Origin of the sequence: Promineifilum sp. (SeqCode), assembly GCF_041918635.1 — a bacterium.
In the GTDB taxonomy this organism is placed as follows: Bacteria; Chloroflexota; Anaerolineae; order Promineifilales; family Promineifilaceae; genus Promineifilum.
In genome coordinates this window covers 1-12389 of the sequence record NZ_JAYRVJ010000328.1, presented here as the reverse complement: position 1 = coordinate 12389, position 12389 = coordinate 1, and the positions used below count along the sequence as shown (strand labels likewise).

Below are 12389 nucleotides of genomic sequence, written 5' to 3'. Positions count from 1 at the left end.
TCTATCCCTGATACGGATAGGACTATCCACCAAACGAGCAACACTCAAAAAAGGGACGGGGCGCTAGGCGAGAAACTTTTGCATTTTTTCGAGCAGGAGGGCAATTGTCGCCGGCGCGCAAAAATCGTCAGCCGCGGCGTCCACGTGAATGACGGGCGCGTCCGTCGTCGCGCCCACCCACTCCGCGACCAATGTCTCCATGTGCGCCAGGTCATCCAGCCGGGCGATCTCCAGAGGGCGGCCGCGCCGGGCATAGCGGGCCTCGATGACCGGCAGCGGCGCGGTCAGGTAGAGGATGAGATCGGGTGGGCCGAGCAGGGCGCGCAGGGCGCGGTATAGGCGCTCGCAGAGGGCAAATTCAGCGTCGGTCAGGTAGCCGCGGCGGTGGAAGAGGCGCGTAAAGCCGTGGAAGTCCAGGTCAAGGCCGCCGTCGATCAGCCCCACGGCTGGGCCGGCGCGCATGGCCCGCTCCTGCTCGGCGCGCAGCAGCAGGTAATCCACCTGGTTGGCGAGGGCGTAGCGGGTGGGGTCGGCGGCCATGAGCGCCTGAAACGGCCGCTCGACATGCTGCTCCAGCCCGCTGGCAAACGGCGCGGCCCGGCACAACGCCGCGGCCAGCGTCGTCTTGCCCACGCCCGAATTGCCCGCGATGACAACGATCTTGCTCATAAGAAGAATCCACAGATTACACAGATTAAGAGGCTCACGCAAAGAACGCGAAGAGCGCCAAGAACGCCAAGGATTGCTTCAACTTTGCGCTCTTGGCGATCTTAGCGCGCTTTGCGTGAGTCTCTTTCTTCAATCTGCGTAATCTGCGGATGATATTCTTAGAGCGCCGCCGGGGCGGCCTCGACGAAGGTGAACGCCCCATAGCCCACCACCCGGTCGCGCGGGCCGCCGGTGTCGCCGGAGCTGCGCAGGTCGATGGTCGCGGCGGTCATGGCGTGGCGGCGCGCCTCCAGCAGCAGGCCGGCGATGGCCTCCCGACCGCAGGCGGCGTCCTCGCGCAGCGCGTCCGGTTCCAGAGCGACGATGGCCGCGGCAGTCGCCTCGTCCAGCGCCCGCGCCGTCCGGTAGTTGAAGTAGTGGCTCAGGTCAGAACTGATGATGATGCGCGTCTCCGGCCCGCCCCACAGCCGCTCCAGCACCTCGGCCACCTCGGCCGGCGTGGCCTCGCCCACCAGCAAGGGCACGATACTGAAGTCGGGGCAGAGCGTGTGCAGAAACGGCAGTTGCACCTCCAGACAGTGCTCCGGCCGGTGAGCGGCGTCGGACACCGTCACCTGGGGCAGCGCCAGCGCCGCGGCGCGCCCCTCCTCGTCCACCGGCGCGCGGCCGAGCGGCGTGTCGAAGGCCGCCGCGCCGCTCACGGCCAGCCCGCGCACCGGCACAAAGTGGGCCGGGCCGATCAGGATGAAGCGCCGGATGGGCACGTCGCTGCACGCCAGGTGCAAGTAGGCCGAAGCGGCGATGGGGCCAGAGTAGGGGTAGCCGGCGTGGGGGGCAATGACGGCCTTTACCAGCGGCAGATCAAGGCACTCCTCCGGGGCCTGAGCCTCGTTCAGGTATTGCTGCACCTGTGCCTCCAGCTGATCGGGGTCGGCCGGATAGAACTTGCCGGCCACGGCCGGGCGGCGTATTTCGCTCGACATGATGACCTCCTCGGCGCTCCCACGGTCGAACAAGATCGGCCGCGCTGGGATCGTCTACTATAGTATAATACAAATGTACACGCCTTGCGTCGGAAATAGCTGGCAGGGGTGCAGGGGTGCAAGGGGGCGGGGGAGCGGGGGAGAACTTTATATCTCCCCTGCTCACCCGCATCCCCGCCCCCCTGCGCTTCTCCCACCGACAAGCGGAGGTAACTATCATGGAACCAATTACCGGCACACCTACCATCCACTGGCATCGCCTGGCCGACGGCCGGGTGCAGTGTGACGTCTGTCCGCGCGCCTGCAAGCTGAAGGACGGCCAGCGCGGCCTGTGCTTTGTGCGCGGCGCGGCGGGCGGCGAAGTACTGCTGACCACCTACGGCCGCTCCAGCGGTTTCTGCGTCGATCCTATCGAGAAGAAGCCGCTCAACCACTTCCTGCCGGGTACGTCCGTGCTCTCCTTCGGCACGGCCGGCTGCAATCTGGCCTGTAAATTCTGCCAGAACTGGGACATCAGCAAGTCGCGCGAGTGGGACACGCTGGCCGACCAGGCCGCGCCGGAGACCATCGCCCGCGCCGCGCAGCGCCTCGGCTGCCACAGCGTCGCCTTTACCTACAACGACCCGGTCATCTTCATGGAGTACGCCATGGACGTGGCCGACGCCTGCCGCGCGCTGGGTATCAAGTCGGTGGCCGTCACCGCCGGCTACATGACCGATCAATCCCGCCCCGACTTCTACGCCCACATGGACGCCGCCAACGTCGATCTGAAGGGATTCACCGAGGCGTTCTACCACGACGTCTGCGCCGCCGAACTAGCGCCCGTGCTGGACACGCTACGCTATCTGAAGCACGAGACGGACGTCTGGTTCGAGATCACCACCCTGCTCATCCCCGGCCTGAACGACAGCGACGAAGAACTGGACGCCATGACCCGCTGGGTGGTGGCTGAGCTGGGGCCGGACGTGCCCATGCACTTCACCGCCTTCCACCCCGACTACAAGATGCTCGACCGGCCGCCGACGCCCCCGGCGACGCTAACGCGGGCGCGGCGCATTGCCGTGGCCAACGGCGTGCGCTATGCCTACACCGGCAACGTCCACGACGAGCCAGGCGGCAGCACGACCTGCCACCAGTGCGGCGAGCGGCTGATCGGCCGCGACTGGTACAACCTGACCGCCTGGAATCTGACCGGCGACGGCCGCTGCCGGCGCTGCGGGACGCCCTGCGCCGGCGTGTTCGCGGGGCCGCCGGGCCATTGGGGCGCGCGGCGGCGGCCGGTGCGGCTGGCGGAGGCGGCGTATCGCTGACGGCGCGCCCCGCGCCGGGCGCGGCCCATCGCCGCGAGGCCACGCCTGGCGGCGCAACCTGCGCGCGGCCTGGCGCGACACGCTGTTGCTGCTGCGCCAGTTCGCCGGGCCGCTGCTGCTGTTCGCCCTGACGGTCATCGGCGGCGGGCTGCTCTACTTTGCCCTGGCCCGGCGCGCCGGCCAGCCGCTCGACAGCGTGGCCGAGTCGATCTACAGTGCGCTGGGCCTGACCTTCCTCCAACCCACCGAGGAGTTCCCCGACGTCTGGTATCTGCAACTGTTCTACTTCCTCATGCCCGTGGTTGGCATCGGCGTCCTGGCTGCCGGTCTGGCCGACTTCGGCACGCTGTTCTTCAATCGCCGCCACCGGCGCAAGGAGTGGGAGATGGCCGTCGCTTCGACCTTCAACCGTCACGTCGTCCTCATCGGTCTGGGCCACCTGGGCTTTCGCGTCATGCAAACCCTGGTGGACATGGGCCACGAGGTCGTCGTCATCGAGCAAACTCCCAAGGTCAACCTGGTTGACCGCGCCCGCCGCCTGAACGTGCCGGTCATCGAGGACGACGGCCAGCGGGTGGAGGCGCTGGACGGCGCGGGCGTCGCCCGGGCGCGGGCCATCCTCATCTGCACTCAGAACGACGTGCTCAACCTGAAGATCGCCTTTCGCGCGCGCCGGCTGAATCCCGACATCGAGGTCGTCATCCGCATCTTCGACGACCAGTTCGCCGAAGAGGTGACGCAGCAGTTCGGCTACCGCGCCTTCAGCGCCACAGGCATGGCCGCGCCCATGTTCGCCGCCGCGGCCTCCGGCGTGGACATCGCCCGGCCGATCACTGTCGAGGGGCAGCCGTTCAGCCTGGCGAGTCTGGAGATCGGCCGCGCCTCTCAACTGGCTGGCCTCGCCGTGGGCGACATCGAGCGGGATTACAACGTGAGCGTCGTGCTGCTGCGGCGCGACGGTGCGTCCGAGCACCACCCGGCGGCCGATTGCGTCGTCGCGACGAGGGATACGTTGGCCGTTCTGGGCGGGCCGGAGCAGATTGGAAGGATTGCGGGGGCGAATCGGTGAGGAGCGACGCGCATGAGGAAGAGCTCACGCAAAGAGCGCTAAGAAGCAAAAGACGCGAAGAAAAGCCATTCTTGCTTTGCGTTCTTTGCTTCTTAGCGCTCTTTGCGTGAGGTGGTTCCCCTGGATAGCATACTTCACTGTGGAAGAGAGCAACCCCGTCGTGCTCCTGTGTGGCGACGTCTGGCACATCGTCGAAAGCAGCCGCGCCTCCCGCCGCGCGCTGTGTGGGGCCGAGTTGCGCGACCGTCGCGCCCACAGCCGCCTGCACACCGTCGGCCGCGAGCACATCTGCCCCGTCTGTCTCCGGCTAAACGACGAGCAGCAATCTCCCGACGCTCGTTACCCGCCCTTGACCTAATCGCGTATCATTCACCAAAGCACTCGTCTTGACTCAACCCATGGAAGCTGTTCTCCGCTCCCTCATCCGCGGCTTCGTCCGCCTGTTATTTCGTATCGGCCTCAAGCTGGAGATCGAGGGGCGCGAACACCTGCCGCCCGATGGCCCGCTGATCATCATCGGCAACCACTTCAGCCTGTTCGAGGCCCCGCTGCTGATGGTCTTCCTGCCCTACGGCGACCGCCTGACCTGGCTGGCGGCGACGGAGTTGCAGGAGTCGCGCGTCCTCAAGGCGTTCATCCGCCTGTTCGACATCATCCCCATCTGGCGCGGCCAGCCCGACCGGACAGCGTTGCGCCGCGCCTTCGACTGGCTGGCGGCCGGCAATATGATCGGCATCATGCCCGAAGGCGGCGTCGATGACTCATTGCGCTTCCTGACCCTGGCCGGCGAGCTGACCACCGATCAGAATGGGCCGCGTTCGCGGTTGAGCGCCCAACTCATCACGCCTCGGCCCGGCGCCGCCTATCTGGCCGTGCGCAGCGGCGCACCCATCCTGCCGACCGTCTTCCTCGGCACCGAGCGCATCCTCGACAACCTGCGCCGCCTGCGCCGGACGCCGGTGCGCATGATCATCGGCCCGCCATTTGGGCCGCTGGTCATAGACCCCGCGCTTTCGAAAGCCGAGCGGCGCGACCGGCTGGACGAGATGGGCCACGAGTTGATGCGCCACATGGCCGCCCTCCTGCCGCCGGAGAACCGCGGGCCTTACGTTTAGTTGACAGCCCCGCCGCGGTGTGCTAGAGTGCCTCAATGGAATGGTTGTAGATTCAACATACAATCATCAAGCTGGGGGAGAATGACCAACAAAGTGCATCTCTACGATCTGGTCAAAGAGTCATTCTTGCTACTTGACTTCGGTGATCGCTACTTCTTCGAGCAGTACGGCCTCACCGTTTCCCGCTACTACGCCCTGCGCCACATTGCCAGCACGCCCGGTATGTCGCCTACCCGACTCAGTCAGTGCATGTTCTGTGACAAGAGCAATATCACGCGCTTGCTGCAGGGGCTGGAGCACGACGGCTATGTGGAGCGCCAGTCGCACGCGCGGGACCGGCGGGTGCAGTGCCTCTACCTGACGCCTGCCGGCGCCAGCCTGGAAGCGTGTGTCACCGAGAAGCACAGGCATTACATTGAGGAACGCTTGGCGGCGCTCGAGGACGATGCCGTTGAACAAATGACCGACCTGCTTTGCGGCCTCAATTACACCCTGGCTGAAGCGCTGCATCGGTCGCAACCCGCGCTGCGCCTCTCTGAAGATTTGAATTAGAGTAAAAAAGCCGGGGATTGACCACGTCATTTGTAGTTATTCCTTCTAGTTTGATTTAGAATTTTGTATACTTGCTATGGTGATGGAAGTGAGGCACAAACGGAGGTAATCTGATTGAATCTCCATTGTGGCTCACATTCCGGCAACCTGTGTGTCCCGAAGCGTCTAAACGCTTCATAGATCGATTCTGTTAAATGAGGAGAATGATGAAAAACACCAAGTGGTATCTGTTGGTAGTAGTGCTGCTGTTCGGCGCCCTGATGTTGGCGGCGTGCGGCGGCGGCACGACTGAGACGACCGAAGAACCGGTCGCTACGGAAGCAGCGGCGGAGCCGACCGCCGAACCGGTGGTCGAAGAGCCGACCGCCGAACCGGTGGCCGAGGAGCCGACGGCCGAGCCGGTGGCTGAAGAGCCGACCGCCGAGCCGACCGCGGAGGCAGAGGCCCCAGCTGAAGTCGCCCTGGCCAGCGACACGACCAAGACCATGACCGAGCTGTTGGCCGGCGACCCGAACTTCAGCACCCTGGTTGAGGCCTTCGGCGCGTCAGAGCTGACCGAGCCGGCCGCCGACTCCCCCGGTACGCTGTTTGCCCCGACCAACGCCGCCTTCGAGGCGCTGGATCCGGCCATGCTCGAAGAGCTGATGGCTGACCCGACCGGCGATCTGGCCCGCATCCTCCAGTATCACATGGTCAGCGGCGCTATGATGGCCGCTGATGTGACCGCTGATGAAGATGCGATGCTCGACACGGCCGCCGGCGAACCGCTGGACCTGTCGGCGCTCAACCTGGTCGCCACCGACATCGAGACGGCCAATGGCGTCATCCACGTCATTGACGCCGTCCAGGTGCCGCCGACAATCCTCAACGCCGCTGTGGCTGAGGAAGTGATCGCCGCTGGTGGCTCGGTCATCCGCATCTGGGCTGACAACCTGCGCATGCCCGCCCTGCGCGAGGTCGAGACGGCCTTCGAGGATGAGTACGGCGTCGAACTGCTCCTGGAGCAGGTTGGCTTCGGCGACATCCGCCGCCTGATCTCCACCGCGGGCCCGGCCGGCGAAGGCCCGGACATCATCATCGGCGCCCACGACTGGCTCGGCGAATTGACCGCCGGCGGTTTGATCGCCCCGGTCGACCTGGGCGAGCGGGCCAGCGAATTCGCCCCCGCGGCCATCCAGGCCTTCACGTACGCCGGCGAGCTGTACGGCATGCCGGTCAACACCGAGAACGTCGCGCTATTCATTAACACCGATCTGGTGCCGGAGTGCCCGACGACCTGGACCGAAGTCCATGACATCTCGGCTGAACTGCACGCTGCCGATGCCGAGCAGTATGGCTTCGTCCGCATGGAAGGCGACCCGTATCACTTCTATCCGATCCAGACCGCGTTCGGCGGCTACATCTTCGGCCGCGACGAGGCCGGAAGCTATGACCCGACGGACGTCGGCGTAGGCGACCCCGGCTCCATCGCCGCCGCCCAGTGGTATGAGACCATGGTGACGGAAGGCCTGCAGCCCCCGGCCATGGACTGGGATACGATGCACCTGTGGTTCGAGTCCGGCCAGGCGGCCATGCTGGTCACCGGCCCGTGGGTCACTGACCGCATCGTTGAGTCCGGTGTGCCCTTCCAGATCTGCAACATCCCCGGCGAGACCGAGGAAGCTGGCCGTCCGTTCCTGGGCGCCCACGGGTTCATGATCAGCGCCTTCGCCAAGGATCCGCTCCTGGCGCAGATCTTCCTGACCGAGTTCGTGGCCACGCCCGAAGTGATGATGGCCATGTACGAAGGCAACCCGCGTCCGCCGGCCTTCCTGGAGACGCTGGAAGCCGTCGAGGATGAGTACATCACCGCCTTCGGCGCGGCCGGCGCCAACGCCGACCCGATGCCGGCCATCCCTGAAATGGCCTCCGTTTGGGACGCCTGGGGTAACGCCGTCGTCATTATCTCGCAGGGCGCGGACACGGCGGAAAACGCCTTCACCAACGCCCAGCAGCAAATCATTACCGCCATCAGCGGCGGCTAATGAGTGAGTAGCCAATCACGGCGGCCTCTCCCCGGAGAGGCCGCCGTGATTGCTTTACGGGGCTACCGGCCGGGTGGCGCGCCCTCGCCAATCGGCTGCCTCCAGCGATTGCGGCTCCTGCCACGGCAGAGTCGAGCAGGGTACATTATCAAGTCATGGGAGAAACCATGAGGGAGGAAATTCATGGCTGCCATTGAGGTTCAACCGGAGAAAGGCCAGTCTTCCCAACGTGAACGGCCGACAACCGTCACCGGAAGCCTGCTGCGAATACTGGGTCTGATCATCTTCGACGCGTTTGCCCTCTTCTTCATCTACCTACTCCTGTCCGATGGCTACTGGCCGCTGGCGGGAATCATCGGCTTCATCACCCTGGTGATGAATTACATCTTCCTCGCCCCAGGCGCCTATCCCATGCGCTGGATGTCACCGGGATTGGCGTTCATGTTGTTAATCTCGGTTTACCCCATTCTTTTCACCATCTACATCTCGTTCACCAACTTTGGCGCGAGCAACCTCTTGCCCAAAGTGCAGGCGATCGAGGTGCTGGAGCAGCGTACCTTTCTGCCGGAGACGGGCGCGACGCTACAGTACACTGTCTTCCGCAACGACGAGACGGGCGAGTATGGATTGTGGCTCATCGGCGCGGAAGATTCTTTTTTCGCCACGGTTGACGATGAATTGACGGCCGAGGCCATTGGCGCCGGGGCCCTGGATGCCGATGGCATACCGACCACCATCCCCGGCTGGACGCGCCTTTCGCGGGCCGAGACGGTGCGCAACATTACCGCCATCAGCGCCACTACCTTCGGCCTCGAAGAAACGGCCGTGTCGCTAACGGGCCGCCTGGGGGAGGCCGCCCAGCTCCAACAGCGCTTCGTCTGGGACGAAGAGCAGAACGCCATGATTGACATGCGCGACAACGTGACCTACTTTGCCGATGAGGCAACGGGCTTCTTCACCGCCGAAGACGGCACGCGCCTCACACCCGGCTATCAGGTCACCATCGGCCTGCAAAATTACCAGCGCTTTTTGACCGATCCGTCATTCCGCGGGCCGCTGCTGCGCATTTTCGCCTGGAACGTCACCTTCGCCCTGCTCAGTGTTCTCTTCTCGTTTGCCCTGGGGTTGATGATCGCCATCGTTTTCGGGCGGACCATGCCCGGCCAGCGGATCATCAAGTCGCTGCTCATCATCCCCTTCGCCGTGCCGCAGGTCATCACCCTGCTGGTCTGGCGCGGCATCCTGAACCCGCTAGAGGGCGTCGTGCCCAACATGCTGCAGAGCATCTTCAACCAGCCGGTCGGCTGGCCGCCGTTCTTCGCCGACCCCACCTGGGTTAAGGTGGCTCTGATCGTCATCAATGTCTGGCTGGCCTACCCGTACTTCATGCTCATCTCCAGCGGCGCGCTGCAAGCCATCCCGACGGATATGTATGAGGCGGCCGATATTGACGGGGCGAGCGCCTGGCAGGCGTTCCGCCACATGACGTTGCCGTTGCTCCTGGTGGCCGTCGGCCCGCTGTTGATCTCGTCCTTCACGGTCAACTTTAACAGCTTTAACGTCATTTACCTGTTCAACAGCGGCGGCCCGCCCATGGTCGGCACGGCCCTGCCCGCCGGGCACTCCGACATCCTGATCAGCTACGTCTATAATCTGGCCTTCGGACGCGGGTTGGCCCTGTACGGCTACGCCTCGGCCATCACGATCATGATCTTCTTCATGATGGTTATCGTGACGATATTCCAGCACCGCCGCATGGCATCCTGGGAGGAGACGACAAACTGATGACCGCTGCCACCACCACCAAGACCAGTTCCCTGAGCGCGCTGCGCCAGAGCCAGAAGGCGCGCTATCGCATCACGCTGGTATTCAAATACATCATCGCCGCCATCGTCCTGATCTATTCGCTCTTCCCGATTATCTGGACGATTTCGGCCTCCTTCAGCCCGACAGGCAGCATCTCCGGCCAGTCGCTCATCCCCAGCCCGCCGACACTGCGCAACTATGAGCGCATCCTCGCCCAGGACTTCTGGCTGTGGATGTGGAACTCGTTCAAGATCTCGTCCATCAGCGCCCTTTTGGCCGGCCTCATCACCCTGATGGCCGCCTACGCCTTCTCGCGCTTCCGCTGGGCCGGGCGCAGCCAACTGCTGCTGGTCATCCTGCTCATCCAGGTCTTCCCGGCCATCCTGGCCATGGTCGCCCTGTTCGCCATCCTGCAACAGATCGGCAACTACATCCCGTTCCTGGGCCTGAACACCCACGGCGGCTTGATCCTGATCTACATGGGCGGCACGCTGGGCGTCAACGTCTGGCTGATGAAGGGCTTCTTCGACTCCATCCCGCGCGACATTGACGAATCGGGCAAGGTCGATGGGGCGTCAGACTGGCAGATCTTCTGGCGATTGCTGTTCCCGCTGGTGCGGCCGATCATGGTCGTGTCGATGATCCTGACCTTCTTCGGCACCTACAGCGACTACCTGATGCCGCGCATCATGATCACCACGGCCAGCAAGTTCACGCTGATGCTGGGCTTGCAGACGTTCATCGGCGCGAACTACGCGCAGGAGTGGGGCGCGTTCGCCGCCGGCGCGGTCATGGGGGCTATCCCGATGGTCACCATCTACCTGCTCCTGCAAGACTACATCGTCGGCGGCCTGACGGCCGGGGCGGTGAAGGGCTAAAGTCGTTTTCGCGCCCGCCCCAAAGCGCGGGCCTACTTGAGAATAGGAAGGGGGTATACTGGCGTATGCCCCCTTTCTATATGTAGGGCGGTTTGGCAAACCGCCCTACCATGAAGGCAAACCCATGCGACGCAACACAACACGTCTACTACTAGTCCTCATCCTGCTGCTCACCCTCGCCGCCTGCCGCGAACAACCGGAGGCCGCGCCCACCGAAGCCGCCTCGCCCACAGCCGAGACGGCCGCGGCCACCGCCACCGACGAGCCTGAACCCACCGAGCCGCCGCCCACCGTTGCCCCAACGCCGGAACCGACCATCACGCCGACACCCGTCCCGGCCGCCTGCGACCCGGACGATCCGATCTACCTGGCGATCATCTGGCACCAGCACCAGCCGGTCTACTACCAGGACCCGGAGACGGGCGTCTTCACCAAGCCCTGGGTGCGCCTCCACGCCGCCAAGGACTACGTGGACATGGCCGCCATCCTGCGGGAGTATCCCAACATCAAGGCGACCTTCAACCTGACGCCCAGCCTGCTCAGCCAGCTGGACGCGCTGGCCGCCGGAGCGACCGACCTGTACTGGGAACACACTATCATCCCGGCCGAGGAGTTGACCGACGAGCAAAAGCAGTTCATCCTCGACCGCTTCTTCGACACCAACCGCACCATCGTCGCCCGCTTCCCGCGCTACCAGGAACTGCTGGACAAGCGCGACGGCAGCGATAACGCGCTGGGCGACTTCACCGCCGATGACTTCCGCGACTTGCAACTGCTCTTCAATCTGGCCTGGACTGATCCCGATTGGCTGGCCGAGGAGCCGCTGGCGGCGCTGGTCGAAAAGGGCGAGGGGTTCAGCGAAGAGGACAAGCAGATCGTCCTCGATGAGCACCTGCGCCTCATCAACGAGGTCGTCCCCATCCACCGCGAGTTGCAGGACAGCGGCCAGATCGAAGTGACGATGACGCCCTTCGCCCACCCCATCCTGCCGCTGCTGGTGGATACCGATCTGGCCCTGAAGGCGCTGCCCGACCTGACGCTGCCCAGCCAGCCGTTCCGCTTCGGCCAGGACGCCGTGGCCCAGGTGGAGCGCGGCGTGGCCTCCTATCAGGAGCGCTTCGGCCAGGCCCCGCGCGGCATGTGGCCCTCCGAGGGTTCCGTGGCCGAAGAGATGCTCAGCATGGTCGCCGCCAACGGCCTGCGATGGATGGCCAGCAGCGAGGGCGTGCTGGCCCGCAGCAAAGGCATGGGCAGCTTCACGCGCAACAGCGCCGAGGTCGTCGTCGAAGCCGACACCCTCTATCGCCCCTACAACGTTCAGGGGCGCAACGGGGGGCCGGTTGCCATCCTCTTCCGCGACCTGATCATCTCCGACAAGGTGGGCTTCACCTACTCCGGTCTGCCGGGCCAGGCCGCCGCCGATGACTTCATCCAGCGCATCCACAACATCTGCGGCCAACTCCAGTCCGGCGGCGCGGAGGGCGAAAGCGGCGAAGGCCCCCATCTGGTCTCCGTCATCCTCGACGGCGAGAACGCCTGGGAGCATTATGAGAACGATGGCAAAGCGTTCCTGCACGCGCTCTATGAGCGGCTGAGCGAGGAGCCGTCCATCGTCACCGTCACGCCAACCGAGTTCCTGGACATGGCCCCCGAACCGCAGCGCCTCGGCCGGTTGTGGGCCGGGTCGTGGATCAACAGCGACTTCAGCACGTGGATCGGCGAGGAAGAGGAGAACCGCGCCTGGGACTTGTTGCGCGAGACGCGGGTCTACCTCCAGACGTACATCACCGGAAACAACCGGGATAACGCGACGCCGGAGGAAATAGAGGCGGCCTTCACCCAGATGTACATCGCCGAAGGCTCCGACTGGTTCTGGTGGTACGGCTCCGATCAGGACTCCACCGACGACGCCTCGTTCGACGCCCAGTTCCGCAACACGCTCAAGCGGGTCTACACCGAACTGGAAGCGGAGCCGCCGCTCAT

At 64.6% G+C, this 12389-nt stretch carries 10 protein-coding genes and 1 pseudogene; 9 read left to right on the top strand and 2 right to left on the bottom strand.

All coding sequences use genetic code 11. The annotated features are described in order from the left end of the window. Positions 1–63 precede the first annotated feature (63 nt). Entirely contained in the window at positions 64–669 is a 606-nt protein-coding gene (locus ACE3UY_RS10515; protein ID WP_374687485.1) for a deoxynucleoside kinase, read from the bottom strand. 158 nt (positions 670–827) lie between these two features. Next, a complete protein-coding gene (gene amrB / locus ACE3UY_RS10510; RefSeq protein ID WP_374687484.1) occupies positions 828–1652 on the bottom strand; it encodes an AmmeMemoRadiSam system protein B in 825 nt (274 codons plus the stop codon). Positions 1653–1870: 218 nt separating this feature from the next. Here amrB and amrS point away from each other — a divergent pair, with 218 nt between their 5' ends. From amrS to ACE3UY_RS10465, 9 genes and pseudogenes are all read left to right on the top strand, one after another. Then, positions 1871–2962, top strand: a complete 1092-nt coding sequence (gene amrS / locus ACE3UY_RS10505) for an AmmeMemoRadiSam system radical SAM enzyme (protein ID WP_374687483.1) — start codon at positions 1871–1873, stop codon at positions 2960–2962. A gap of 85 nt (positions 2963–3047) precedes the next feature. Then, on the top strand, positions 3048–4031 hold the full coding sequence (locus ACE3UY_RS10500) for a TrkA family potassium uptake protein (RefSeq protein ID WP_374687482.1): 984 nt from the start codon (positions 3048–3050) through the stop codon (positions 4029–4031). Between the two features lie 139 nt (positions 4032–4170). After that, positions 4171–4389, top strand: a complete 219-nt coding sequence (locus tag ACE3UY_RS10495; RefSeq protein ID WP_374687481.1) for a hypothetical protein — start codon at positions 4171–4173, stop codon at positions 4387–4389. Positions 4390–4429: 40 nt separating this feature from the next. After that, positions 4430–5146: a lysophospholipid acyltransferase family protein gene (locus tag ACE3UY_RS10490; RefSeq protein ID WP_374687480.1), complete on the top strand. Its 717-nt coding sequence runs from the start codon at positions 4430–4432 to the stop codon at positions 5144–5146. Between the two features lie 81 nt (positions 5147–5227). Beyond that, the gene (locus tag ACE3UY_RS10485; RefSeq protein ID WP_374687479.1) at positions 5228–5698 is read left to right on the top strand and encodes a MarR family winged helix-turn-helix transcriptional regulator; all 471 of its coding nucleotides are present in this window, start codon (positions 5228–5230) and stop codon (positions 5696–5698) included. A 203-nt stretch (positions 5699–5901) separates the two neighbouring features. After that, on the top strand, positions 5902–7722 hold the full coding sequence (locus ACE3UY_RS10480; RefSeq protein ID WP_374687478.1) for an extracellular solute-binding protein: 1821 nt from the start codon (positions 5902–5904) through the stop codon (positions 7720–7722). 183 nt (positions 7723–7905) lie between these two features. Then, positions 7906–9507 carry an ABC transporter permease subunit gene (locus ACE3UY_RS10475; protein WP_374687477.1) on the top strand — a complete coding sequence of 534 codons (1602 nt, stop codon included), beginning with the start codon at positions 7906–7908 and terminating at the stop codon, positions 9505–9507. Continuing rightward, positions 9507–10406: a sugar ABC transporter permease gene (locus ACE3UY_RS10470; RefSeq protein ID WP_374687476.1), complete on the top strand. Its 900-nt coding sequence runs from the start codon at positions 9507–9509 to the stop codon at positions 10404–10406. Before ACE3UY_RS10475 ends, ACE3UY_RS10470 begins: the two co-directional genes overlap by 1 nt. A 124-nt stretch (positions 10407–10530) precedes the next feature. Next, positions 10531–12389 (top strand): annotated as a pseudogene (locus ACE3UY_RS10465) (hypothetical protein); the annotation flags it as partial.